This window comes from Leucobacter ruminantium, assembly GCF_017565705.1.
Lineage (GTDB): Bacteria > Actinomycetota > Actinomycetes > Actinomycetales > Microbacteriaceae > Leucobacter > Leucobacter ruminantium.
This window is the reverse complement of sequence record NZ_JAGDYL010000010.1, coordinates 91210-116055: the sequence shown is the minus strand read 5'-3', so window position 1 is coordinate 116055 and position 24846 is coordinate 91210. Positions and strand designations below refer to the sequence as shown.

General features: G+C 69.2%; 19 protein-coding genes and 1 rRNA gene. 15 read left to right on the top strand and 5 right to left on the bottom strand.

Annotated elements, in window-relative coordinates:
• Positions 1-129: 129 nt before the first annotated feature.
• From rrf to mnhG, 7 genes are all read left to right on the top strand, one after another.
• Positions 130-246, top strand: a 5S ribosomal RNA gene (rrf, locus tag J4H91_RS08030).
• A 232-nt stretch (positions 247-478) separates the two neighbouring features.
• Positions 479-3355, top strand: coding sequence for a Na+/H+ antiporter subunit A (locus J4H91_RS08025; protein ID WP_341783481.1), 2877 nt, complete (start codon positions 479-481; stop codon positions 3353-3355).
• On the top strand, positions 3352-3897 hold the full coding sequence (locus J4H91_RS08020) for a Na(+)/H(+) antiporter subunit C (protein WP_208045740.1): 546 nt from the start codon (positions 3352-3354) through the stop codon (positions 3895-3897). The genes J4H91_RS08025 and J4H91_RS08020 overlap by 4 nt, the downstream gene beginning before the upstream one ends.
• Positions 3894-5558, top strand: coding sequence for a Na+/H+ antiporter subunit D (locus J4H91_RS08015; protein WP_208045739.1), 1665 nt, complete (start codon positions 3894-3896; stop codon positions 5556-5558). The genes J4H91_RS08020 and J4H91_RS08015 overlap by 4 nt, the downstream gene beginning before the upstream one ends.
• Positions 5551-6117 carry a Na+/H+ antiporter subunit E gene (locus tag J4H91_RS08010; RefSeq protein WP_208045738.1) on the top strand — a complete coding sequence of 189 codons (567 nt, stop codon included), beginning with the start codon at positions 5551-5553 and terminating at the stop codon, positions 6115-6117. Before J4H91_RS08015 ends, J4H91_RS08010 begins: the two co-directional genes overlap by 8 nt.
• Complete coding sequence (locus J4H91_RS08005) at positions 6114-6428, top strand: MrpF/PhaF family protein (protein WP_208045737.1); 315 nt, start codon at positions 6114-6116, stop codon at positions 6426-6428. The genes J4H91_RS08010 and J4H91_RS08005 overlap by 4 nt, the downstream gene beginning before the upstream one ends.
• Positions 6421-6780 carry a monovalent cation/H(+) antiporter subunit G gene (gene mnhG / locus J4H91_RS08000; protein WP_208045736.1) on the top strand — a complete coding sequence of 120 codons (360 nt, stop codon included), beginning with the start codon at positions 6421-6423 and terminating at the stop codon, positions 6778-6780. Before J4H91_RS08005 ends, mnhG begins: the two co-directional genes overlap by 8 nt.
• A gap of 51 nt (positions 6781-6831) precedes the next feature.
• Here mnhG and aceB read toward each other — a convergent pair whose 3' ends face one another.
• Positions 6832-8460: a malate synthase A gene (gene aceB / locus J4H91_RS07995; protein ID WP_208045735.1), complete on the bottom strand. Its 1629-nt coding sequence runs from the start codon at positions 8458-8460 to the stop codon at positions 6832-6834.
• Positions 8460-9749: an isocitrate lyase gene (gene aceA / locus J4H91_RS07990; RefSeq protein ID WP_208045734.1), complete on the bottom strand. Its 1290-nt coding sequence runs from the start codon at positions 9747-9749 to the stop codon at positions 8460-8462. Before aceA ends, aceB begins: the two co-directional genes overlap by 1 nt.
• Before the next feature lie 151 nt (positions 9750-9900).
• Between aceA and J4H91_RS07985 the strand changes: the two genes are divergently transcribed.
• From J4H91_RS07985 to J4H91_RS07970, 4 genes are all read left to right on the top strand, one after another.
• Complete coding sequence (locus tag J4H91_RS07985) at positions 9901-11391, top strand: XRE family transcriptional regulator (protein WP_208045733.1); 1491 nt, start codon at positions 9901-9903, stop codon at positions 11389-11391.
• A gap of 111 nt (positions 11392-11502) precedes the next feature.
• Entirely contained in the window at positions 11503-11967 is a 465-nt protein-coding gene (locus tag J4H91_RS07980; protein ID WP_341783480.1) for an FHA domain-containing protein, read from the top strand.
• 1 nt (position 11968) lies between these two features.
• Positions 11969-12646: a transcriptional regulator FtsR gene (gene ftsR / locus J4H91_RS07975; protein ID WP_341783479.1), complete on the top strand. Its 678-nt coding sequence runs from the start codon at positions 11969-11971 to the stop codon at positions 12644-12646.
• 150 nt (positions 12647-12796) lie between these two features.
• A complete protein-coding gene (locus J4H91_RS07970) occupies positions 12797-13363 on the top strand; it encodes a MerR family transcriptional regulator (protein ID WP_208045730.1) in 567 nt (188 codons plus the stop codon).
• A 91-nt stretch (positions 13364-13454) separates the two neighbouring features.
• On the opposite strand, the gene J4H91_RS07965 is transcribed toward J4H91_RS07970, so the two are convergent.
• Positions 13455-14297 carry a ParA family protein gene (locus tag J4H91_RS07965; protein WP_341783478.1) on the bottom strand — a complete coding sequence of 281 codons (843 nt, stop codon included), beginning with the start codon at positions 14295-14297 and terminating at the stop codon, positions 13455-13457.
• Between the two features lie 159 nt (positions 14298-14456).
• Between J4H91_RS07965 and J4H91_RS07960 the strand changes: the two genes are divergently transcribed.
• Positions 14457-17855, top strand: coding sequence for a pyruvate carboxylase (locus J4H91_RS07960; RefSeq protein WP_208045729.1), 3399 nt, complete (start codon positions 14457-14459; stop codon positions 17853-17855).
• A 97-nt stretch (positions 17856-17952) separates the two neighbouring features.
• Positions 17953-18444: a peptide deformylase gene (gene def, locus J4H91_RS07955; protein ID WP_208045728.1), complete on the top strand. Its 492-nt coding sequence runs from the start codon at positions 17953-17955 to the stop codon at positions 18442-18444.
• 22 nt (positions 18445-18466) lie between these two features.
• Here def and J4H91_RS07950 read toward each other — a convergent pair whose 3' ends face one another.
• The gene (locus J4H91_RS07950; RefSeq protein WP_208045727.1) at positions 18467-20296 is read right to left on the bottom strand and encodes an AMP-binding protein; all 1830 of its coding nucleotides are present in this window, start codon (positions 20294-20296) and stop codon (positions 18467-18469) included.
• A 151-nt stretch (positions 20297-20447) separates the two neighbouring features.
• Between J4H91_RS07950 and J4H91_RS07945 the strand changes: the two genes are divergently transcribed.
• On the top strand, positions 20448-21122 hold the full coding sequence (locus J4H91_RS07945; protein ID WP_208045726.1) for a 1-acyl-sn-glycerol-3-phosphate acyltransferase: 675 nt from the start codon (positions 20448-20450) through the stop codon (positions 21120-21122).
• Between the two features lie 108 nt (positions 21123-21230).
• Positions 21231-22601, top strand: coding sequence for a class II 3-deoxy-7-phosphoheptulonate synthase (locus J4H91_RS07940; RefSeq protein WP_208045725.1), 1371 nt, complete (start codon positions 21231-21233; stop codon positions 22599-22601).
• 209 nt (positions 22602-22810) lie between these two features.
• Here the strand turns inward: J4H91_RS07940 and pknB are convergent, their stop codons facing one another.
• Positions 22811-24748, bottom strand: coding sequence for a Stk1 family PASTA domain-containing Ser/Thr kinase (gene pknB / locus J4H91_RS07935; RefSeq protein WP_208045724.1), 1938 nt, complete (start codon positions 24746-24748; stop codon positions 22811-22813).
• Between the last annotated feature and the right edge of the window lie 98 nt (positions 24749-24846).

Sequence of the window (24846 nt, the reverse complement as noted above, 5' to 3'; positions counted from 1 at the left end):
CGACTTCAAACGGTCATGTGGATGAGGTTTGGCATAAGCGTAAGTAACGATGTTCGCGTCTGCTTTGTGGTTCTTGACGTACGGCCACAACCCCTTCACCGTGTGTGGGGTTGGGTATGTCAATAGTGTTTCGGTGGTTATAGCGTCAGGGAAACGCCCGGTCACATTCCGAACCCGGAAGCTAAGGCTGACAGCGCTGATGGTACTGCGAGGGGGACCTCGTGGGAGAGTAAGACACCGCCGAACTTTCTTTAGGGGGGCCCTCACCAGGTTACTGGTGAGGGCCTTCCGCATTTCCCGGGAACGTTATCCTCCTGGGGGTCTCGGCCTCTGATGGTTCGACCCGGCTGCGCCTCGCCAGGTCAGCAGAAGTGAGCGACGCGCCGCCTTCCCGGCCGACCGGTGCTGGGAACCGCCGGTCCGGTAGAATATCGGGAGAAGCCGAACGACGACCGGAAGAGGGCCGCCTATGGGTGCGATGATGGGGATTCTCCTCATTCTCGCGCTCGTCTCTCTGATCGTTCACCCCCTGATCCGACGATTCGGCCGTGTGATGTTCGGGGTGCTCTCCGCACTCATGGCATCCGTGTTCGCGGGGTTCGTGCTGCTCTCTCAGGCCGTGTTCTCCGGCGACGTGCTCGTGGAGGCGCACGAGTGGATTCCTCAGCTCGGGGTCACCCTGACGTTGCGGCTCGATCCCGTCTCCGCGCTCTTCGCGCTGCTCGTCACCGGAGCGGGCGCGCTGGTGCTGCTCTACTGCGCCAACTACTTCGAGGACGGAGAGGCCGGCCTGCCGAGATTCGGTGGCGTCTTCATGGGCTTCGCGACCTCGATGCTGGGTCTCGTCCTCGCCGACGACGTCTACCTGCTCTTCATCTTCTGGGAAGCGACGACGATCTTCTCCTTCCTGCTGATCGGCCACATCACCAGGCTCCGCACCGCCAACGCCGCGGCCCTGCAGGCGCTCATGGTCACCACCCTCGGTGGCCTCGCGATGCTCGTCGGTCTCGTGCTGCTCGCCGTCGACTCCGGCACCTCGCTGCTCTCGGAGATCATCGCCGACCCCCCGAGCGGTCCGCTCGCGACCGTCGCGGTCTACCTGCTGCTCGCGGGAGCGCTCTCCAAGTCGGCGATCTTTCCCTTCCACTTCTGGCTTCCCGGGGCCATGGCCGCTCCGACACCGGTCAGCGCCTATCTGCACGCGGCAGCGATGGTGAAGGCGGGCGTCTACCTCATCGCTCGCATCGTGCCCGGTTTCGGCGACGTCCCGGGGTTCCGAGAGACCCTCGTCGTGCTCGGCGCGATCACGATGATCCACGGCGGCATCCGCGCGCTCAAGCAGTACGACATCAAGCTCATCGTGGCGCACGGCACGGTGAGCCAGCTCGGGCTCCTGATGATGGTCTTCGGCGTGGCCGATCCGAGCTCTTCCTTCGCAGGCTTCGCGCTGCTCTTCGCCCACGCCCTGGCCAAGGCCCCCCTCTTCCTGGCCGTCGGCATCATCGACCACTCGACCGGCACCCGTGATCTGCGCCGCCTGTGCGGCCTGGGGCGCCGCATGCCCGTGCTCGCCCTCCTGACGACGCTCGCCGCGGCGTCGATGGCGGGCCTGCCGCCCTTCATCGGCTTCGTCGCGAAGGAGGCGGCGTTCACCGAACTGCTCGAGATCGGGAAGACCTCTCCGATCGCCTATCTCGCCTTCGCCGTCGCGGTCGTCGGCAGCATGCTGACGGTCGCGTACATGGGTCGCCTGCTCTGGGGCGCCTTCGCCGACAAGCCGGGCACCGAGGCCTGCGCGATGGTGCACCGTCCCGAGCCCGGTATCATGGCGGCGCCGGTCGCCTTCGTCGCGCTCACGCTGCTCGGGGGCCTGCTCGCGCCCGCCATCGATCCTCTGCTGCAGCAGACAGTGGACGGGGGAGCGGAGCACCTCGCCCTGTGGCACGGTTTCACCCCGGCCCTCGGCGCATCGGTGCTCGTGATCGTGGCGGGCTTCGGCCTTGCGGTGCTCTTCTCACGGGTGCGGCAGCTGCTGCCGTCGCCGCCGGAGCGCTTCTCGGCTTCGCACGCCTACTGGGTGCTCACCCACTGGCTCGACACACTCGCCGTGCGTATCACCTCGCTCACGCAGCGCGGTTCGCTGCCCTTCTACCTGGCGGTCATTCTCATCGTGATGGTGCTCGTGCTCGGCGGCACGGCGCTGTGGTCCGGTGTGCGGCCCGCACACTTCGAGCTGAGCACCTCGCTCGCGGAGTGGCCGATAGCCGTCGTCATGATCATCGCCGCGATCTTCTCGCTCCGTGCGCGCACGCGCTTCCAATCGGTCGTGCTCGTCGGCGTGACCGGTTACGGGATGGCGGCGCTCTTCGCTACCCACGGCGCTCCGGATCTCGCCCTCACCCAGGCGCTCGTCGAGACGGTGACGCTCATCGCCTTCGTACTGGTGATCCGCCGCCTCCCACAGCGTCTCGGCAAGCCGGCCGCCCTGCGCGTGCGCTGGATCAGGATCGTTATCGGCGCCGCCGTCGGCCTCGTGCTCGGCGGAGTCGCGCTGATCGCGCTCGGCGCTCGGGTCGCGGACCCGATATCCCTCCGGCTTCCCGAGCTCGCCTACCGCGGCGGCCACGGGCACAACGTCGTGAACGTCATGCTCGTCGACATCCGCGGTTGGGACACGATGGGGGAGCTCTCCGTGATCCTCGCCGCGGCGACCGGCGTCGCGTCACTCGTGTTCCTCAACACCCGCGCGGACCTGCGGCCCAAGCTCAGCCGCCGCGCTGCGCGCACGCAGGCGCGCGACCACCTCCTGCGCGTGGTCGACCCGAACGATCCGACGCGTCGCGTCACCTGGCTGCTCGCCGGCCGTCACCTGAACCCGTCGCGCCGGTCGATCCTGCTCGAGGTGGTCGTGCGCCTCATCTTCCACGCGCTCATCATCCTCTCCGTCTACCTGCTGCTCACGGGCCACAACACCCCGGGCGGAGGCTTCGCGGGCGGTCTTGTCGCGGGCCTCGCCCTTGTCGCCCGCTACCTGGCGGGCGGGCGGTACGAACTCGGCGCCACCGTTCCGCTCGATGCCGGACGCATCCTCGGCACGGGTCTGGCACTCGCGGTGCTGATGGCGCTCGTCCCGATGCTGTTCGGACAGTCGGCGCTCGCCTCGGCCTGGGTCGATGTCGACCTCGGGCCGTTCGGATCCCTTCCCCTCGTGACCTCGACGCTCTTCGACATCGGCGTCTACCTCGTCGTGTTCGGTCTCATTCTCGACGTGCTCCGCAGTCTCGGAGTGGAGATCGACGAGCACGAGGAGGCCGAGGTCGCGGCGTTCGAAGAGGAGGAGGTGCGCGCCCGATGACGACCATGCCCCTCATCCTCGTCGCCGTGATGGTGGTGCTCTACGCCTGCGGCGTGTACCTCATGCTCGACCGCACGCTGACCCGCGTGCTGCTCGGGTTCCTGCTCGTCGGCAACGCGACGAACCTGTTGATCTTCCTGATGTCGGGCGGCTTCGGAGCCGCGCCGATCTCGGGGGAGACCTCCGCCGAGCAGATGAGCGACCCGCTGCCGCAGGCGTTCATCCTGACGGCGATCGTGATCACCTTCGGCGTCAGCGCGTTCCTGCTCGCGCTCATCTACCGCTCCTGGAGGCTCGCCCACGACCGCGACGACACCGTGCGCGACGACGAGGCCGACGTCGAGCTCGCGACCACCGAGGCGCTCACCACGGTCGAGGTCACGGACGAGGACATCGAGGAGACGCCCGAGACCTCCTCCGACGACTCGGATGATCCAGACGACTCCGACGACCGGGATGACCCCGACGACTCCGACAGCTCCGAGCGGGCCGAAAACACCCGCGGCTCGGCCGCCCCCGACGCCGAGGAGACGACCCGATGACCGCGCTCGTCCCCCTCATCGTGCTGCTGCCGCTGGTCGGCGCGGCGCTGGCTCTCGCCGTGCCCGGGCATCGCTACGTGCAGCAGGGCATCACGCTCGTCGCGCTCAGCGGCGCCGTCGTGCTGAGCGGCGCACTCATGTGGCTCGTCGATGCGCACGGCACCCTCGTCATGGAGGTCGGCGGCTGGGCGGCGCCCTTCGGCATCGCGCTGGTCGTCGACAGGGTCTCGGCGCTCATGCTCACGGTCTCCTCGGTGGTGCTGCTCGGCGTCTTCCTGTTCTCGATCGGCCAGCGTCTCGCGGACGGAGACGAGGACACCCCGGTCTCGATCTACTACCCGACCTATCTCGTGCTGGGCGCGGGCGTCTTCAACGCGTTCATCGCCGGCGATCTGTTCAACCTCTACGTCGGCTTCGAGATCCTGCTCGTGGCGAGCTACGTGCTCATCACCCTCGGCGGCACCTCGCAGCGCATCCGCGCGGGCGTCACCTACGTCATCGTCTCGCTCGTGTCCTCGGTGCTCTTCCTCGCGGCCATCGCGCTCATCTACGGTGCGACGGGCACCGTGAACATGGCGCAGCTGACGGTCCGCATCGCCGAGCTGCCCTCCGAGGTGCAGCTGCTGCTGAACCTGGCGCTGCTCATCGCGTTCGGCATCAAGGCCGCGATCTTCCCGCTCTCGTTCTGGCTGCCCGACTCCTACCCGACAGCGCCCGCGCCCGTGACCGCGGTCTTCGCGGGTCTCCTCACGAAGGTCGGCGTCTACGCGATCATCCGCAGTCAGACCCAGCTCTTCCCGCACTCGAGCGTCGATTCGCTGCTGCTGGTCATCGCGGGGCTCACACTCGTCGTCGGCATCCTCGGCGCCGTGTCGCAGCTCGACATCAAGCGTCTGCTGTCGTTCACGCTCATCAGCCACATCGGCTACATGATCTTCGGCATCGGCATGGCCAACGCCGCGGGCTTCGCCGCGACCATCTACTACATCGCCCACCACATCATCGTGCAGACCACGCTGTTCCTCGCGGTCGGCCTGATCGAGCGCCAGGGCGGCACGACCTCCCTCTCCGATCTCGGCGGCATGCTGCGCACGGCCCCAGTGATCGCGGTGCTGTTCTTCATCCCGATGCTCAATCTGGGAGGGATCCCTCCGTTCTCGGGCTTCATCGGAAAGGTCGGCCTCTTCACGGTCGCGGCCGATCTCGCCACGCCGGGGGCCTACTGGCTCATCGGCATCGGCGCGCTCGTGTCGCTGCTCACCCTCTACGCGCTCGCACGGGCGTGGGTGCTCGCCTTCTGGCGCCCCCGCAAGCGCTCGGGGGAGGCGGCGAAGGGCGCGGCTCCGAGCGCCGAGGCCGTCATGCTGCGCGAGCGGGAGGAGGCGCTGTTCGAACATCTTCACGACGCGCCCGATGCGCCCCCGCAGCAGGAGCAGAAGTCGATCCCTCGCTTGATGGTGAGCGCGACGGCCGGCATGGTCGCGGTGAGCATCGCCCTCACCGTGTTCGCAGGTCCGCTCTTCGCGTACTCGACGCGCGCGGGCGAGGATCTCGCCGACCCCGGCCGCATCGTGGACGCCGTGCTGGGGGAGACGCCGGGCGATCTCGGCGGCGGCAGCGGCGACACGTCGACTGAACCGACGGGGGAGCGCTATGAGTGAGACCTCGCGCCAGGCACCGCGGACCGCGCGCCGCCTCGAGTGGGGCGTGCGGCTGCACGAGCTGCCGCTGCTCTTCGGTCTCGTGCTGCTGTGGACCATGCTGTGGCGGGAGATCTCGCCTCTCTCGGTGGTGAGCGGCTTCGTCGTCGCGATCGTCGCGATGCGCGTCTTCTACCTGCCGCCAGTCGAGCTCGCCGGGCGGTTCAACCCCTGGTACGCGCTGCGGTATCTCGGCTACTTCCTATGGAACCTCATGCTCGCCTCGTGGCAGGTGGCGTGGCTCGCCGTGCGTCCGGGGGAACCGCCGAAGACGTCGATCATCGCCGTACGCCTGCGCACGCGATCCGACTTCATCCTCACGATGGTGGGGCTGACGATCTCGCTGATCCCCGGATCCCTCGTCGCCGAGGTCGATCGCTTCGCTTCGACCCTGTACCTGCATGTGATCAATACGCCGACGCAACGGGAGATCCGCGCGATGCGCCGCAACGTGCGCCAGATCGAGCGGCTGCTCGTCCTGACGCTCGGCTCGAAGCAGGAAGTGAGGGGGTACGCATGAGCATGCTGATGACCTCGCTCGTCATCGCAGCCGGAGTCGGCCTCACGGCGACGGCTCTCGCGGCGATCGTGCGGGTGGTGCGCGGTCCGACGATCCTCGACCGCATGATCGCCTCCGACGTGCTGCTGACCACGCTGATGCTCGCGGTCGGCGCGGACATGGTGGTGCGGGGCCACACCGACAGCATCCCGCTCATGACCGTGATCGCGGCGACGGCGACGTTCGCGACGATCGTGGTGGCGCGCTTCGTCAAGCGTCGCGCCGGGCAGCCGGCGATCCCGGAGTCGGAGGAGGGAGCCGGGCATGTTTGAGCAGATCCTCGACCTCGCGGCTGTCGTCTGCGTGTTCCTCGCGGCCGTGCTGTCGGTCGCGGCCGGTGTCGGCCTGCTGCGCTTCCGCGATGCGCTCAGCCGCCTGCATGCGGCGACCAAGCCGCAGATCTTCGGTCTGCTGCTGATCATCGCGGCCATCGCCCTCGACCAGCGGTCCGTCTCGACACTGCTCGCGCTCGTGCCGGTCTTCGTCTTCCAGTCGCTCACGGCGCCGGTGGCGGCTCACATGGTCGGGCGGGCCGCGTACCGCACCGGGCAGCTCGACACCTCGACCCTCGTGGTCGACGAGCTGCGCCCCGCGATCGAGCGCAGCGACACCGGAATGCGCTGAGCGGATCCGCGAGGGATCCGCTCAGCGCGTCGAGATCCGATCCCGCGCCCGTCAGATCTCCGCGAGGAAGCGGCGATACGCGGGAACGGTGAGGAAATCGGGGAAGGCGTCGCCCGTCGCGACCTCGGAGAAGATCTCGGCCGCCTCGTCGAAGCGGTCGCCCTGCGTGCGCTCGACGCTCGCGAGCGTCTCCTCGACGAGCTCCGCCACGCGCTCCCGGGTGATCGGCTCGCCGTCCTCGGTCGTGCGGTCCTGGTGGATCCACTGCCAGATCTGCGAGCGGCTGATCTCCGCCGTCGCGGCGTCCTCCATCAGGCCGTCGATCGCCACGGCCCCGAGCCCCCGCAGCCAGGCCTCGATGTAGCGGATCGCGACCGAGACGTTGTCGCGCAGCCCTGCCGAGGTGATGCGTCCGTCGAAGCGCAGCTCGAGCAGTTCGGCGGCGATGACGTGCACGTCCTCGCGCAGGCGGTCGAGCTGGTGCGGCCGCTCGCCGAGCACGGCGTCGAACTCGGCGCGCGCCGTCGGGATGAGGTCGGGGTGGGCGACCCAGGTGCCGTCGAAGCCGTCGCCGGCCTCGCGGTGCTTGTCGGAGCGCACGCGCTCGACGGCGCGCTCGGTGGCCTCGGGATCGCGCCGGTTCGGGATGAAGGCGCTCATGCCGCCGATCGCGTAGGCGCCCCGCTTGTGGCAGGTGCGCACGAGCAGTTCGGTGTAGGCGCGCATGAAGGGCACCGTCATGCTCACCTGACCGCGGTCGGGGAGCACGTAGTCGGCGCCGCGGCTGCGGAGCGTCTTGATGATCGAGAAGATGTAGTCCCATCGCCCGGCGTTGAGGCCGGCGACGTGATCCCTCATCGCGTAGAGGATCTCCTCCATCTCGAAGGCGGCGGGCAGCGTCTCGATGAGCACCGTCGCGCGGATGGTGCCGCGGTCGAGGCCGAGTGCATCCTCGGTGAACGCGAACACGTCGTCCCAGAGCTTCGCCTCCTCGCTCGACTCGAGCTTCGCGATGTAGAAGTAGGGGCCGCGGCCGCGCTCGACGAGCTCGCGCGCGTTGTGGAAGGCGTAGAGCCCGAAGTCGACGAGGCTGCCCGATGCGGCCGTCTCGCGCCCCCGAGCGTCGACGAAGCGCAGGTGCAGCTCGGGGAGGTGCCAGCCGCGCGGTCGCATCACGATCGTGGGCGTGCGCTCCGCGGTGACCCGGTAGTGCTTACCCTCGGGGCTCGTGTACTCGAGACGCTCGCGGATGGCGTCGTAGAGCGACAGCTGACCGCCGATCACGTTCTCCCAGGTGGGACTCGTCGCGTCCTCCTGGTCGGCGAGCCAGACGCGCGCGCCCGAGTTCAGCGCATTGATCGTCATCTTCGGATCGGTGGGACCCGTGATCTCGACCCGGCGATCCTCGAGCCCGGGGCCCGCGCCCGCGACGCGCCAGTCGGGATCCTCGCGGATCGCGCGGGTATCGTCGCGGAAGCCGAGATCCCTCCCGTTCCCGATCTCGTACTGCCTGCGGTGACGCGCCGCGAGGCGCTCGTGGCGCTCTCCCGCGAAGCGGCGGTGCAGTTCGGCGAGGAAGGCGAGGGCCTCGGGCGTGAGGATCTCGTCGCCGCGCTCGAGCGGGCGGCCGAGCACCTCGATGCGAGCCTCTGCAGTGGGGGTGTCGGTCATGGTGCTCATCAGTGGAACTGCCCCTCCTCGGTCGAGCCCACGAGGGCGAGGGTGGAGGCGTCGGGGTTGAGCGCCGTCGAGATGGCGTCGAAGTAGCCGGTGCCGACCTCACGCTGGTGCTTGGTGGCCGTGTAGCCGCGGGCTTCGTCGGCGAACTCGCGCTCCTGCAGTTCGACGTAGGCCGACATGCCGTTGCGGGCATAGCCGTGGGCGAGGTCGAACATCGACGAGTTGAGGGCGTGGAAGCCGGCGAGGGTGATGAACTGGAAGGTGAAGCCCATGGCGCCGAGCTCGCGCTGGAACTTCGCGATCGTGTCGTCGTCGAGATGCTTCTTCCAGTTGAACGACGGCGAGCAGTTGTAGGCCAGCATCTGGTCGGGGAACTCGGCCTTCACGCCCTCGGCGAAGCGCTTCGCGAGCTCGAGATCGGGGGTGCCCGTCTCCATCCAGATGAGATCGGAGTAGGGGGCGTAGGCCTTCGCCCTGGCGATGCACGGGGCGAGACCGTTGGTGACCTTGTAGAAGCCCTCTGCGGTGCGCTCGCCGGTGACGAAGGGGCGGTCGCGCTCATCGACGTCGCTCGTGATGAGGGTCGCGGCCTCCGCGTCGGTGCGCGCCACGATGACGCTCGGCACGCCGGCCACGTCGGCCGCGAGGCGAGCCGCGTTCAGCGTGCGGACGTGCTGCTGCGTGGGGATGAGCACCTTGCCGCCGAGGTGGCCGCACTTCTTCTCGCTGGCGAGCTGATCCTCCCAGTGCACGCCGGCGGCGCCGGCGCCGATCATCGACTTCATGAGCTCGTAGGCGTTGAGGGGCCCGCCGAAGCCGGCCTCCGCGTCGGCGACGATCGGCACGAGCCAGTCCTCGACGGTCTGAATGCCCTCGGCGTGCTCGATCTGGTCGGCGCGCAGGAGCGCGTTGTTGATGCGCCGGACTACCTGGGGCACCGAGTTCGCGGGGTAGAGCGACTGGTCGGGATAGGTCTGGCCCGCGAGGTTCGCGTCGGCCGCGACCTGCCAGCCGGAGAGGTAGATGGCCCGGAGTCCGGCCTTGACCTGTTGCACGGCCTGGTTGCCTGTGAGGGCGCCGAGTGCGTTGGTGTAGCCGCCCTCGGGAGCCTCGGCGGTGAGTTGCGCCCAGAGCTTCTCGGCTCCCCGCCTGGCGAGCGTGTGCTCCTCCTGCACCCGCCCCCTGAGCCTGACGACGTCTTCGGCCGAGTAATCCCGGGTGATGCCCTCCCAGCGGGGGTCGTTCTCCCAGTCCCAGGAGAGCTGCTCTGCTGCGTCCGTTGCGTTCATCGTGACTCCAATGTCCTGCGCCGTTCGGCGTGTATGAGTGGGGTAGTTCCATCATGGGTGGCCTCGAGTGCCGCTCATCGTGGGTTTCGGGGGTGAAGTTCACGGAAATTTCTGCTTGTCGGAAGAACACCGTTCTGGCACGATATGGTCCATGACTTCGCAGCAGATCTCACCTGGGCGCGTCGATACGGCGGGGGAGGAGTCCGAGGTCGCGGGCGACGCCCTCACCCTCGGACGCCGCATCCGCGCGCGCCGCACCCGCCTCGGCATGACTCTCGAACAGCTCGCCGCGGCCGTCGACCGGGCGCCCTCGCAGCTCTCCGCGATCGAGAACGGGCGCCGCGAGCCGCGCCTGCCGCTGCTGCGATCCCTCGCGCAGGCGCTGGGGTCGACGGTGGACGAGCTGCTCCTCGACGAGGCCCCGGACGAGCGCGCCGCGCTCGAGATCGCGGTCGAGCGCGCGCAGCGAGGAGCCGTCTTCCGCACGCTCGGCATCCCTCCGATCCGGGTGTCGAAGGCGACGAGCGATGACACGCTGCGCACGGTGCTCGGGCTGCACCGCGAGGTGGAGCGGCTGCACGGCGAGCGCGCGGCGACGCCCGAGGAGGCCAGGCGCGCCAACACCGAGCTGCGCGCCCAGATGCGCGTTGCGGGCAACTACTTCGCCGATCTCGAGCGCGAGGCCGTCGCGCTGCTCGAGAGCGTGGGCTACGCCGGCGGGCCGGTCTCCCAGCAAGTGATCTCGAGCATCGCCGAACGGCTGGGGTTCAGCCTGCACTACGTCTCCGACCTGCCCCACTCCACGCGCTCGGTGATCGACCGCCGCAACGGCCGCGTCTACCTCGGCAGCGGGCTGCCGTCGCGCGACGCGCGGGCCCCGATCCTGCGGGCGCTCGCGAGCCTGGTCTGCGGCCACGAGGAGCCGCGCAGCTACGGCGACTTCCTGCGCCAGCGGGTCGAGGCGAACTACCTGGCCGGTGCTGTGCTGCTGCCCGAGGCCTCGGCGGTCGATCTGCTCTCGGAGGCGAAGCGGCAGCGGCAGATCTCGATGGAGGATCTGCGCGATGCCTTCGCGGTCTCGTACGAGATGGCGGCCCACCGCTTCACGAACCTCGCGACCGAGCGCCTCGGTCTGCAGGTGCACTTCATGAAGGCCCACGAGTCGGGCACTCTCATCAAGGCATACGAGAACGACGGCGTGCGCTTCCCGTCCGACGCGCTCGGCAATCTCGAGGGATCGACCGTCTGCCGCAACTGGACCGCGCGCACCGTGTTCGGGCAGCCCGATCGCTTCAACCCCTGGTACCAGTACACCGATATGGCATCGGGGGGCACCTACTGGTGCACCTCGCGCGTCGAGAAGGCGAAGGAGGGGCTCTACTCGGTGAGTGTGGGCGTGCGCTTCGAGGACGTGCGGTGGTTCCGCGGTCGCGAGACGCACCACCGCACGCGCTCCAACTGCCCGGACGAACGGTGCTGCAGGCGCGCATCGGACGACCTCGCGGGCAAGTGGCAGGGGGCCGCCTGGCCGGAGGCAGCGACGCCGACGAGTCTGCTCGCAGCGCTCCCGACGGGCACCTTTCCCGGCGTCGATGCGCACGAGGTGTACGAATTCCTGGAGGCGCACGAGCTGGGGCGCTGAGCGAGACCTGGATTTCGCCCGGCGGAGGTGCGAACGCCCGCTCGGCTGCGCTACCGTAGTGGGACCGGGGCTATGGTCCCCGCATACCCGAGAGCAGGGATGGGAGAGGAAGTGAACGCCGAGAACCGGGCCCGCCGCGCCGATAACACCGAGGTGCGCGCCACCCAGCAGTTCCGCGACGATCTGAACTCGATGATCCGCGCGAAGGCGACCGATCTGTCGGTCGACGAGCGCGAGGCCGTCGAGGCGCTGCCGTCGGGTGCCGCCCTCCTCGTCGTGCGCCGCGGTCCCGACCTGGGCGCGCGCTTCCTGCTCGATCAGGATGTCACGGTCGCGGGTCGTCACCCGGCCGTAGACATCTTCCTCGACGACGTGACCGTGTCGCGCCGTCACGCCGAGTTCCACCGCAGGGGCACGTCGTTCTCGGTGGTCGACCTCGGCTCGCTGAACGGCACGTACTGCGATGGAGAGCGCATCGACGGAGAGCTCGCGCTCGAAGACGGCATGGAGGTGCAGGTGGGCAAGTTCCGCTTCACCTTCTTCGGCTCGCGCTTCGACCTTCCCGCAGAGGGCTGACGTGGCGGCGGTCAACGCGCGCCAGTCTCCCTCGGGCCTGCTCAGCATCGGGCAGGTGCTCGCCAGGCTGCAGGACGACTTCGCCGATCTCACGCCGTCGAAGCTCCGCTTCCTCGAGGAGCAGGGACTCGTGACGCCGGAGCGGACGAAGTCGGGGTATCGCAAGTTCTCGCAGGAGCACATCGAGCGGTTGCGCCTGATCCTCACGCTGCAGCGGGACCACTATCTCCCGCTCAAGGTCATCGCCGAGGTCCTCGAGGAGCTCGATGCCGGTCGCGACCCCATCATCCCCGGCGCCGCCCCGCGCAGCGCCTCGAGCGTGCTGTCGCCCAAGCACGTGCTGAGCGGCGACGAGTTGCGCCGCGCGACCGGTGCGAGCCCCCGCTTCCTCGGCGAAGCGATCGCGGCCGGGCTCCTTCCGGCGGCCGAGGTGTTCCCGCACGACGCGGTCGCACAACTGACGGCGCTGCTGAAGCTGGCGGAGCGGGGCATCACCCCACGCCACCTGCGCGCGCTCCGCGTCGCGGCCGAGCGCGACGCGGATCTCGTCTCGCACGCGGTGTCGACGCGCGGTGTGAAGAGCAGCACCCCCGCGGGGGTCGAGGACTCGCTGGAGATCGCCGGATACCTCGAAACCGTGCGCTCCGGCGTGTTGCGGAGGCGCTTCAGCGCCCAGTGACGAGGCCGGAATCGGCGTGTTTTCAACCTTAAAGTTCAAGTTGAGGTCGACACGCGGAAAATGACCTTCCGCGGTCGTTGCACGGGTGCGACCGGCTCGGTACGGTTGTTGAAGTCCGGCGCGCTCCGCGCCGGCTGAGAAAGGACGCGCATGGAGACCCCCGAGCAGACCCCCGGCGGCGAGAAGATCTCCATCGACCCCGAGCTGCTGTTCGACGACGGTCTGCCGAAGCCGAACCAGAACGGCGGTTTCAAGGGCGCGACCGCGGCCCGCGCGGCCGGCATCAGCTACCGCCAGCTCGACTACTGGGCGCGTACCGGCCTCGTCGAGCCGACAGTGCGCGGCGCGGCCGGCTCGGGCTCGCAGCGCCTCTACGGCTTCCGCGACATCCTCGTACTGAAGCTCGTGAAGCGCCTCCTCGATACAGGCATCTCGCTGCAGCAGATCCGCACCGCCGTCGCGCAGCTCCACGAGGCGGGCGTGCACGATCTCTCCCAGACGACCCTCATGAGCGACGGCGCGAGCGTCTATCTCTGCACCACGGGCGACGAGGTCATCGACCTCGTGAGCCGGGGGCAGGGCGTCTTCGGCATCGCCGTCGGCAAGGTGCTGCGCGAGGTCGAGACCTCGCTCGTCGACATGGACGACCACCGGCAGGATGCATCGGGCGACGACGAGCTGGCCGCACGTCGCTCCGCGCGGAAGAAGATCTCCTGACCGGGCCATCCCGGACGGAACGGCCCCCGATCCCAAGCCTGCTGGCGAGGGATCGGGGGCCGTTCTCGTCGCATCGAGTGCGGAAGCGCGTTCAGTCCTCTGAGACCGCGGCGGTGCGTCCCGGCGCGGAAGCGGCGGGAGGCGCGTCGATCCCCGCCGAGCGCAGGATGCGATCGAGCACCAGGTCGAAGTTGGCCGCCATCTCCTGCGAGGCCTCTCCCGGCCACATGTGCACCGGCTTCGCCGCACCCTGCGCCTGCTGCAGCGACGGGCGCTCGGGCAGCTGCGGGTTGAGCACGAGCGGGCCGAACATCTCGCGCAGCTCGCGAATGCGGAACTGATGCTCCATCGAGTTCGGCTGGGTGCGGTTGATGAGCACGCCGAGCGGCTGCAGACGGGGGCTCACGCCACGGCGGATCTCCTCGATCGCGCGCAGCGCGCGATCGGTCGCCGCGACCGCGAAGAGGCTCGGCTCCGAGACCACGAGCACGCGGTCGCTCGCGGCCCAGGCCGTGCGGGTGAGCGCGTTGAGCGAGGGGGCGCAGTCGATGAGCACCAGATCGTACTCGGCCTCGACGACGGCCAGCGCCTCCTCGAGCTTCCAGATGTCGCGCGTCGACGGGTGCGGGCCATCGAAGTTGATCGCCGAGGGGCTGCCCACGAGCAGGTCGATGCGCCCGCCCTCGTGGTAGCGGTTCCAGCCGCTGTGGGCGATCGCCGCGCGCACGGTCTTCTCCTTGGGGCTCTCCAGCACCTCGGCGACGTTCGCGTGACCCTCCGGGTTCACGTCCAGGCCGGTCGACACGTCCGACTGCGGGTCGAAATCGACCACCAGCGTTCGCAGACCGCGGGAGAACGCCGCGGAGGCGAGGCCAAGCGTCACGGTCGTCTTGCCGACGCCGCCCTTCAGGGAGCTCACACTCAATACATGCACACCCCGAGTTTAGACGATGCGGGCTGGGGATCCGCGAGGGATCCCGAGAGAGATGCGGTTCGAACCCGCTCGGGCCTCGCTAGCATGTATCTTGATATCGAAAGATCTTCGGTCTGGGCAGCCGGCGATGTGGTTCAGATTACAGAGGGGTATTCCTGCATGTTCAAGAAGGTTCTCGTTGCCAATCGTGGTGAGATCGCGATTCGTGCGTTCCGCGCTGCTCATGAGCTGGGCGCGTCGACCGTCGCGGTGTTCCCGTATGAGGACCGGAATTCGCTGCATCGGCTGAAGGCCGACGAGGCGTATCTCATCGGCGAGGAGGGGCACCCGGTGCGCGCCTATCTCGACGTCGCGGAGATCGTGCGCGTGGCGAAGGAGTCCGGCGCGGACGCGATCTACCCGGGCTACGGCTTCCTCTCGGAGAACCCCGAGCTCGCGGCCGCGGCCGAGGCCGCCGGGATCCGTTTCATCGGTCCGGGCCGTCAGGCGCTGGAGATGGCGGGCAACAAGGTGGCCGCGAAGGAGCACGCGATCGCGGCCGGCGTTCCGGTGCTGCAGTCGACGCCTCCGTCGACCGATATCGAGGCCCTCATCGAGGGCGCCCGTGAGATCGGCTTCCCCGTGTTCGCGAAGGCGGTCGCGGGTGGCGGCGGCCGCGGCATGCGGCGCGTCGAGCGCGAGGAGGATCTGCGCGACGCCCTCGAATCGGCGATGCGCGAGGCGGAGTCGGCTTTCGGCGATCCGACCATGTTCATCGAGCAGGCCGTGCTGCGCCCCCGACACATCGAGGTGCAGGTGCTCGCGGACAAGACGGGCGCGACGGTGCACCTCTACGAGCGCGACTGCTCGGTGCAGCGCCGTCACCAGAAGGTCGTCGAGATCGCGCCCGCCCCGAACCTCGATCCCGCGATCCGCGACAGGCTGACGCGCGATGCGATCGCGTTCGCGAAGTCGATCGGCTACGAGAACGCCGGCACGGTGGAGTTCCTGCTCGACACCGAGGGCGAGCGCGCGGGCAAGCACGTGTTCATCGAGATGAACCCCCGCATCCAGGTCGAGCACACCGTCACCGAGGAGGTCACCGATGTCGACCTCGTGCGCGCGCAGATGCGCATCGCGTCCGGGGAGACGCTCGAGGAGCTCGAACTGCGCCAGGAGGACATCCAGCTGCGTGGAGCGGCGCTGCAGTGCCGCATCACGACCGAGGACCCCGCGAACGGGTTCCGCCCCGACCTGGGCCGTATCACGGCGTACCGCTCGCCGGGCGGCGGCGGGGTGCGCCTCGACGGCGGCACGATCAACGCGGGCGCGCAGATCAGTCCGCACTTCGACTCGATGCTCGCGAAGCTCACCTGCCGCGGCCGCACCTTCCAGGACGCCGTGATCCGCGCGCAGCGCGCTCTCGCCGAGTTCCGCATCCGCGGGGTCGCGACGAACATCCCGTTCCTGCAGGCCGTGCTGGCCGACGACGCGTTCCGCGCGGGCGACGTGTCGACGAAGTTCATCGAGGAGCGCCCCGAGCTGCTCGACATGAACAAGCCCAAGGACCGCGCCACGCGCCTGCTGCAGCATGTCGCCAACGTGACCGTGAACCAGCCCAACGGGGTGCGCGGCTCGCACGCCGAGCCTGCGTCGAAGCTGCCGGTCGTCGACCTGTCGCAGACCGCGCCGGTGGGCCACCGCGAGAAGCTCGTCGAGCTCGGTCCCGAGGGCTTCGCGAAGGCGCTGCGCGAGCAGAAGGCCCTCGCGGTCACCGAGACCACCTTCCGCGACGCGCACCAGTCGCTGCTCGCGACGCGCGTGCGCACGAGGGATCTCGTCAGGGTCGCACCGTACGTGGCGCGCCTCACGCCCCAGCTGCTCTCGGTCGAGGCATGGGGCGGCGCGACCTACGACGTCGCGCTCCGCTTCCTCGGCGAGGATCCCTGGGAACGACTCGCCGCGCTGCGCGAGGCGCTGCCGAACGTGCCGATCCAGATGCTGCTCCGCGGTCAGAACACCGTCGGCTACACGCCCTACCCCGCGAAGGTCGCCCGCGCCTTCGTGAAGGAGGCGGCCGAGACCGGCATCGACATCTTCCGCATCTTCGACGCGCTCAACGACGTGAACCAGATGCGTGTCGCGATCGAGGCCGTGCGAGAGACGGGTACGGCGGTCGCCGAGGTGGCGATGGCCTACACCGGCAACCTGCTCTCACCGTCCGAGGACAAGTACACCCTCGACTACTACCTGCAGCTCGCCGACCAGATCGTGGAGGCGGGTGCGCACGTGCTCGCGATCAAGGACATGGCGGGCCTCCTGCGCCCCGCCGCGGCGGCGAAGCTCGTCACGGCGCTGCGCGAGCGCTTCGATCTGCCGGTGCACCTGCACACCCACGACACCCCGGGCGGCCAGCTCGCGACTCTGCTCGCGGCCTCGCAGGCCGGCGTCGACGCCGTCGACGTCGCCTCGGCGCCGATGTCGGGCACCACGAGCCAGCCCTCGCTCTCGGCGCTCGTGGCGGCGCTCGCCGACACCGACCGCGACACCGGGCTCTCGCAGGAGGCCGTCTACGCGCTCGAGCCCTACTGGGACGCGGTGCGCACGCTGTACAAGCCGTTCGAGTCGGGGCTGCCGTCGCCGACCGGACGCGTGTACACGCACGAGATCCCCGGCGGCCAGCTCTCCAACCTGCGGCAGCAGGCGATCGCGCTGGGCCTCGCCGACAACTTCGAGAAGATCGAGGACATGTACGCGGCATCGGATCGCATCCTCGGTCGCATCCCGAAGGTGACGCCCTCATCGAAGGTCGTGGGTGATCTCGCCCTGCACCTCGCTGCGGTCGACGCCGATCCCGCCGACTTCGAGGCGAACCCCGGGAAGTACGACATCCCCGACTCGGTGGTGGGCTTCCTCGCGGGCGAGCTGGGCGAGATCCCCGGCGGCTGGCCCGAGCCCTTCCGTTCGAAGGTGCTCGACGGACGCAGCGTGAACATCGAGGTCGCTCCCATCAGTGACGAGGATGCCGCGCTGCTCGACGGGACGAGCCTGGAACGCCGCGCCACGCTGAACCGTCTGCTCTTCCCGCAGCCCACGCGCCAGTTCGAGGCCGCGCGCGAGCAGTTCGGCGACGTCTCGGTGCTCGAGACGGCCGACTACCTCTACGGTCTCGAGCCGGGCCAGGAGCACGTGCTCGATCTCGCGAAGGGCGTGCGCCTGTACATCGGGCTCGAAGCGATCGGCGAGGCCGACGACAAGGGCGTGCGCACCGTCATGCTGAAGGTGAACGGCCAGCTGCGGCAGGTGTTCGTGAAGGACGAGCGGGTGGCCGTCTCCGCGCCGGTGGCCGAGAAGGCCGATCGCACCCTCCCCGGCCACGTCGCCGCGCCCTTCTCGGGCACGGTCACCGTGAAGGTCCAGGTCGGAGACGCGGTCGAGGCAGGCCAGCCCGTCGCCACGATCGAGGCGATGAAGATGGAGGCCGCGATCACCGCTCCGGTCTCGGGCACGGTGCAGCGCGTCGTGTTCGACGGGGCCAGGTCGGTCGACGCCGGCGACCTGATCGTCGTCGTCGAGTAGGCGAGCGTCTCTCGGGCAGGAGGGCCGCATCCCGGACAGGGGTGCGGCCCTCCTCGTGCGCACGACGCCGGTGCCGGGCAGGATACACTCGGTTGTCATGGCGATTCGTGAAATCCGGCTGTTCGGCGATCCCGTCCTCCGCACGGTGTGCGAGCCGATCCTCAAGATCGACGACGGCGTGCGCGCGCTCGTCGCCGACCTGTGCGACACCGTCGCCTTCGACGGCAGGGCAGGGCTCGCGTCCACGCAGATCGGCTACACGCAGCGAGCGTTCAGCCTGCACATCGATGGCGAGGTCAGCTACGTGCTGAACCCCGAGATCGTCGCGCTCGAGGGCGACCCTGTACCGACGGGCGAGGGCTGCCTCTCAGTGCCGGAGCTGTGGTTCGAGGTCATGCGCCACCCGCGCGCGACCGTCCGCGGCATCGATCTCGACGGCGCCGAGGTCGTGATCTCGGGGGAGGGGCTGCTTGCGCAGGCTCTGCAGCACGAGTGCGACCACCTCGACGGCAAGCTCTACCTCAGCAGGCTCGACCGGGAGACGCGGGGCGAAGCGATGCGCCGCATCCGCACGGCCTCCTGGTTCTGAACCGGCCCATCGCCCTCCCCGGCTACTGCTGCACGGAGACGGCGATGGTTTGAGGGTTGTCGCCGTAGATCTTCGCGATCTCGCCCGAGAAGTCGCGCAGGATGTTGTCGCGCTTGATGCTCATCTTCGGAGTCAGGTGCCCGTTCGCCTCGATGAACTCGGTGGGCAGGATCACGAACTTGCGGATCGACTCCGCCCGCGAGACGTAGCTGTTGCCGTGGTCGATCGCTCGCTGCACCTCTTCGAGCACCTTGGGGTGGCGCGAGGCCTCCTCGAGCGTCATCTTCGGATCCTCACCGTGATTCGAGAGCCACGCGGGCAGCATCTCGGGGTCCAGGGTGACGAGCGCGGCGATGAAAGGCTTCTGGTCGCCCACCACCACGACCTGACCGATGATCGTGTTCGACCGGATCGGATCCTCGAGCACTGCGGGCGCCACGTTCTTGCCGCCCGCAGTGACGATGATCTCCTTCTTGCGGCCGGTGATCGAGAGGTATCCGTCGGAGTCGAGGGATCCGAGGTCGCCGGTGCGGAAGAAGCCGTCGTCGGTGAAGACGGACCGCGTCGCCTCGGGGTTCTTCCAGTACTCCCGGAAGACGTCGAGGCCCTTGACCTCGATCTCGCCGTCCTCCGCGATGCGCACGGTGTGACCGGGGAGGGCCGGGCCGACGGTGCCGATCTTGAACTTGTCGGGGAGGTTCACGGTGACCGGGGCCGTGGTCTCGGTGAGGCCGTAGCCCTCCAGGATCTTCACGCCGAGGCTGCGGTAGAAGTGCCCCAGGTAGTGGCTGAGCGGTGCCGAGCCCGAGACGGCGTAGCGCACGCGTCCGCCGAGCCTCTCGCGCAGCTTCCCGTAGACGAGCTTGTCGAACAGCTTGAACTTCAGGCCGAGCATGAACGGCACGCGGCCCGCGTCGAGCGCTTCGGAGTGCTCGACGGCGACCTTCGCGGCCGCACGGAAGATGTTGCCCTTGCCCTCCGCCTCGGTCTTCTGCTCGGCGGAGTTGTAGACCTTCTCGAAGACGCGCGGCACGGCGAGCAGGAAGGTCGGCTTGAACGAGCCGAGGGCCGGCAGCAGCTGGCTCGTATCGGCCTGGTGGCCCACCCGCACGCCCGCGTGCACGGCGAGCACCGAGATGAAGCGGGCGAAGACGTGCGCCAGCGTCACGAAGAGCAGCGTCGAGGAGCCGGGCTGCTCCACGACGTCGGTGAGGGCGGCGGCCGAGTTGCGGGAGAGGTCCACGAAGTTGGAGTGCGTGAGCACGCAGCCCTTCGGGCGGCCCGTCGAGCCGGAGGTGTAGATGAGCGTCGCGATGTCTCCGCCGACGGCGAGGTTGCGACGGCGTTCGATCTCCTCGTCGGTGACGCTCGCGCCGCGCTCCTGCAGCTGGGCGAGCGCGCCCTCGTCGAGACGCCAGGAGAGCTCGACCGCCGGGAGTTCGGTCGAGATCTCGTGGAAGCGCTCGGCGTGCTCGGCGGTCTCGGTGATGATGCCGCGCGCCTCGGAGTCCTCGAGGATCCAGTGGATCTGCAGCGATGACGAGGTCTCGTAGATCGGCACCATGACGGCGCCCGCGTAGTGCAGGGCGAAGTCGACGAGCGTCCACTCGTAGCTCGTCTTGCACATGAAGCCGATATGGTCTCCCGGGGCCACGCCGGCCGCGACGAACCCCCTGGCCGTCGCGACGACCTGCCTGCGGAACTCCGTCGCATCGATGTCGCGCCAGCCGCTGCCCTGCGGCACCGCGAAGAGCACGCGATCCGGGGTGGCCGCGACGCGCTGCTCGAGCAGGTCGGTGATGTTGTCCTCGGGAACCGGGGCGATGCGGATCGGGGTCTCTGACTGTTGCACGGGGCAGCTCCTTTGATACCTCTGTACCGGTCGTCGTCGGAGCGGGTCGCGGGGCGATCCGCTCTCTCGTTCTGCAATCAGCCTATACGCATTACCCTGCGGGGTCGGCGGCTCGGCTATTCTGTTCGGAGTCGAGAGGAAACCGCCGAGCGTGCTGTACTGGATCTTCAAACACCTGATCATCGGGCCGTTTCTGAAAACGGTGTATCGGCCGTGGGTGGAGGGTGCCGAGAATATTCCGGCCTCCGGCCCCGTGATCATTGTGGGGAATCACCTGTCGGTCATCGACTCGTTCTTCATGCCGCTCATGATCGACCGACGCGTCTACTTCCTCGCGAAGAGCGACTACTTCACCGGGCGGGGGATCAAGGGGCGGCTCGTGAAGTCGTTCATGCTCGCCGTCGGCCAGCTGCCCATCGACCGCTCGGGCGGCAAGGCCTCGGAGGCCTCGCTGAACACGGGTCTCGGCGTGCTCGATCGCGGTGACGTGCTCGGCATCTACCCCGAGGGCACCCGCAGCCCTGACGCGCAGCTCTACCGGGGACGCACCGGTGTCGCCCGGCTCGTGCTCGAGTCGGGCGCCCTCGTGGTGCCCGCCGTGATGATCGATACCGAGAAGGCGATGCCGATCGGCGCGAAGTTCCCGAAGGTGCGCCGCATCGGCACGGTCATCGGCAAGCCGCTCGACTTCTCGCGTTTCGCGGGCATGAGCGCCGACCGCTTCGTGCTCAGGAGCGTGACCGACGAGATCATGCTCGAGATCCAGCGTCTGAGCGGGCAGCAGTACGACGATGTCTACGCCTCGAGCGTACGATCCCGCGCCTGAGCGCTCGCGGGGGCTCCGGGTAGTAGGCTTGAGGGGTTGCGGTTCAGGCCGCGACGGTGCCGTTGTGCGCCATCCCATCCGCTTCGCACACATCTTTGAAGGATCCCGATGACGAGTCAGACTCACGACACCGCCTCCGCCAGCGCGTTCGCCGAGCTCGACGCCTATCGGGCGCTCGAGGCGAAGCAGCAGCCGAGCTGGCCCGATCCCGCGGCGGTCGCCGCGGCGTCCGCCGAGCTCGCCACCCAGCCGCCGCTCGTCTTCGCGGGCGAGGCCGATCAGCTGCGCGAGCGTCTCGCGGCCGCGGCCCGCGGCGAGGCCTTCCTGCTGCAGGGCGGCGACTGCGCCGAGACCTTCGAGGCGGCGACGGCCGACAAGATCCGCGACCGCGTGAAGACGCTGCTGCAGATGGCCGTCGTGCTCACCTACGGCGCTTCGATGCCGGTCATCAAGGTGGGGCGCATGGCCGGGCAGTTCGCGAAGCCGCGTTCGAGCGACACGGAGACCCGCGAGGGCGTGACCCTCCCCGCGTTCCGCGGCGATATCGTGAACGGCTACGACTTCACCCCGGAGTCGCGCACCGCGGATCCCTCGCGTCTGGTGCGGGGCTACCACGTCTCGGCCTCCACGCTCAACCTGATCCGCGCCTTCACGCAGGGCGGTTTCGCCGATCTGCGCCAGGTGCACGCCTGGAACCAGGGCTTCGTCTCGAACCCCGCGAACCAGCGCTACGAGTCGCTGGCCGCCGAGATCGACCGCGCGCTGAAGTTCATGGACGCCTGCGGCGTCGAGAGCGCCGCGCTCTCCCAGACCGAGTTCTACGTCAGCCACGAGGCCCTGCTGCTCGACTACGAGCGGCCGCTCGTGCGCGTCGACTCGCGCACCGGTGATCTCTACGACACCTCGGCCCACATGCTGTGGATCGGCGAGCGCACCCGTCAGCTCGACGGCGCGCACGTCGAGTTCCTGTCACACGTGCGCAATCCGATCGCGGTCAAGCTCGGTCCGACGAGCACCGTCGACGACGCCCTGCGCCTCATCGACAAGCTCGACCCCGAGCGCGAGCCCGGCCGCCTCACCTTCGTGACGCGCATGGGCGCGGGCAAGATCCGCGACGTGCTTCCCGGCCTCCTCGAGGGCGTGCGCGACGCGGGCGCGACCCCGCTCTGGGTCACCGACCCGATGCACGGCAACGGCCTCACCACCGCGACCGGCTACAAGACGCGCCGCTTCGACGATGTCATGGACGAGCTCCTGGGCTTCTTCGAGGCGCACCGCGAGGCGGGTACGATCCCCGGCGGCATCCACGTCGAGCTGACGGGCGACGATGTCACCGAGTGCCTCGGCGGATCCGAGAACATCGACGAGGAGGCGCTGGCCACTCGCTACGAGTCGCTCTGCGACCCGCGTCTCAACCACCGGCAGTCGCTGGAGCTCGCGTTCCTCGTCGCCGAGGAGCTCAAGCGCCTCGGGCGCTGATCCTCCCCTCCGGGCGAAGCTCCGGGTGAAGCGGGGCCGCGGGTTCATCCTGCGGCCCCGCTTCCGTCGTATCAGCGTGCGTGCGCGGCCGATCCCTCGCGGATGTTCCGACGGGGATCCCTCGCCGCGACGCGAAGGGGATCCCTCGCCGCGTCCGTCCCGATCGCCGAGCCGACAGCGGCACGGAGCCCGGGCGCATCAGAGCCGGCTCAGAGCCTGACGGTGCTCTTGACGCGGATCTCTGCGCCTGCCCGCACCTCGGTTCCCGCGGCCGGGTCGGTGCCGGTGGCCTCGGCGAAGCCGCGGAAGCTGTCGGGTACGAGCGTCGTGGGGGAGAAGCCCGCCTGGGAGAGGGTGTTCATCGCGTCCTGCAACGGCATGCCGGCGACGTCGGGGATCGCGAACAACTCGGGACCGAGCGAGACCCGCAGGCCTACGGCGTCGCCCGGCTTCACCGTGTCGGAGGCGAGCGCCACCCCGATGACCTGGCCCTCGGGTACGTCTTCGCTGTGCTCCTCCTGCGCGAGCGCCGCGTCGACGTGCAGATCGCTGGCCGCGAGCACCGAGGTCGCCCGCTCCTGCGTGAGGCCCGCGACATCGGGGATCGGGCCCGCTGACACGATGAGGTCGATGCTGCCCTGCTCGGCGTAGCTCTCGCCGAGACCGGTGCCCGACGCGTCGAGCGCAGCGAGCACGGTACCCTCGGGCTCCTCGCCGAAGCGCTCCTCGAGCACCTTGCCGAAGGTGAATCCCGCATCCTCGATGGCCCGCTCGGCCTCATCGACCTGGAGACCGACCAGGGTGGGCACCGGCAGCATCTCGGGCCCGGTCGACTGGCAGAGCCGCACCGTGCTGCCGCGATCCAGGCGGCTGCCGGCCTCCGGCTCCGTGCGCACGGCCTGGCCGGCCGGCACCTCGAGGCTCGAGCATTCGAACACCTCGGCGAGCAGATCGTTCTCGGCGAGCATGGCGTTGGCGGCCTCCATATCGGAGCCGGCGACATCGGGCACGGTCGCCTGCGCGCCCGGTCCCTGCCCGAACCACCAGCCTGCCCCGCCCGCGAGCGCGATCAGCACGGTGACGACGGTCGCGATGATGCGGCCCCTGGCCGCGCGCGTGCGCCCGGCGTCCGCAGCGCGGTCCGCCGGGGTGGCCGGGGCGACGCGCCCGGTCTCGTGATCGTCGGCGCCGCCCCCCGCGGCTGCGAGGCGTTCCTGCTGCGCCGGTTCGAGCACCGAGGTCGAGGGAGTCGCGAGCACGGAGGTCTCGTCGGCGGAGGGCAGCACCCTGGTGTGCGCGGGAACCGCGGCCCCCTGCCGCAGCGCCGAGAGGAACTCGAGCGCCTCCCCGGCGTCGATCGGACGCAACTCGGGCTCGCGCTGCGTGGTCCACCGCACCAGCTCGTCGAGCTCCGGGGTGGCCTCGTCGCTCTTCAGAGACGGCGCGGGAACCTCGGAATGCGCGTGCTGGTAGGCGATCTGCATGGGCTGCTCGCCTGTGAAGGGCTGCTCGCCCGTGAGCATCTCGTAGAGCATGATGCCGAATGCGTACAGGTCGCTGCGGGCGTCGGCGACGCCGCGCGTCACCAGCTCGGGGGAGAGGTAGGCGATCGTGCCGAGCAGCGCCTGCCCTGTGGTCGTGTTCGCGCTGACCGCGCGGGCGAGGCCGAAGTCGCCGAGCTTGATACGGCCGTCGTCTGCGAGCAGCACGTTCTCCGGCTTCAGGTCGCGGTGCACGATCCCCGCGCTGTGCGCCGCGGCGAGCCCCGAGAGCACGGCCTCGCCGATCTCCATCGCCTGATCGGCGGTGAGGCGCTTCTGCTGCTTGAGCAGATCGCGCAGCGTGATGCTCGGCAGGTACTCCATGACCAGATAGGTGCGGCCGGCGTCGTGGCCCTGATCGAACACGCCGACGAGATTCGGGTGCGAGAGCCCCGCTGCGCTGCGCGCCTCCTGCTCGAAGCGGCGCGTGAAGTTCTCGTCCTCTGCGAGGTGCGGATGCATGACCTTGACCGCGACGCGCCGCTCGAGGCGCAGATCGTTCGCGAGGTACACCATCGCCATCCCGCCCCGCGCGATGCGCGAACGGATCGCGTATCGCCCGTCGAGCGTCTGCCCGATGACGGGGTCGGTCGGCACGGAGTTCACGCCCAGATTCTACGGGCAGATCGTGGGAGGGCGCTCGCCGCGCGCCGGGTGCGCGCGAATCGGGCCGGCGCGTTGCGCGGCTCCGATTCCGCTGGCAG

Bases quoted from the DNA above. Each gene is read 5' to 3' on its own strand.
- J4H91_RS08025 (WP_341783481.1), top strand. From the start codon at position 479: ATGATGGGGATTCTCCTCATTCTCGCGCTCGTCTCTCTGATCGTTCAC.
- J4H91_RS08020 (WP_208045740.1), top strand. From the start codon at position 3,352: ATGACGACCATGCCCCTCATCCTCGTCGCCGTGATGGTGGTGCTCTAC.
- J4H91_RS08015 (WP_208045739.1), top strand. From the start codon at position 3,894: ATGACCGCGCTCGTCCCCCTCATCGTGCTGCTGCCGCTGGTCGGCGCG.
- J4H91_RS08010 (WP_208045738.1), top strand. From the start codon at position 5,551: ATGAGTGAGACCTCGCGCCAGGCACCGCGGACCGCGCGCCGCCTCGAG.
- J4H91_RS08005 (WP_208045737.1), top strand. From the start codon at position 6,114: ATGAGCATGCTGATGACCTCGCTCGTCATCGCAGCCGGAGTCGGCCTC.
- mnhG (WP_208045736.1), top strand. From the start codon at position 6,421: ATGTTTGAGCAGATCCTCGACCTCGCGGCTGTCGTCTGCGTGTTCCTC.
- aceB (WP_208045735.1), bottom strand. From the start codon at position 8,460: ATGAGCACCATGACCGACACCCCCACTGCAGAGGCTCGCATCGAGGTG.
- aceA (WP_208045734.1), bottom strand. From the start codon at position 9,749: ATGAACGCAACGGACGCAGCAGAGCAGCTCTCCTGGGACTGGGAGAAC.
- J4H91_RS07985 (WP_208045733.1), top strand. From the start codon at position 9,901: ATGACTTCGCAGCAGATCTCACCTGGGCGCGTCGATACGGCGGGGGAG.
- J4H91_RS07970 (WP_208045730.1), top strand. From the start codon at position 12,797: ATGGAGACCCCCGAGCAGACCCCCGGCGGCGAGAAGATCTCCATCGAC.
- J4H91_RS07960 (WP_208045729.1), top strand. From the start codon at position 14,457: ATGTTCAAGAAGGTTCTCGTTGCCAATCGTGGTGAGATCGCGATTCGT.
- def (WP_208045728.1), top strand. From the start codon at position 17,953: ATGGCGATTCGTGAAATCCGGCTGTTCGGCGATCCCGTCCTCCGCACG.
- J4H91_RS07940 (WP_208045725.1), top strand. From the start codon at position 21,231: ATGACGAGTCAGACTCACGACACCGCCTCCGCCAGCGCGTTCGCCGAG.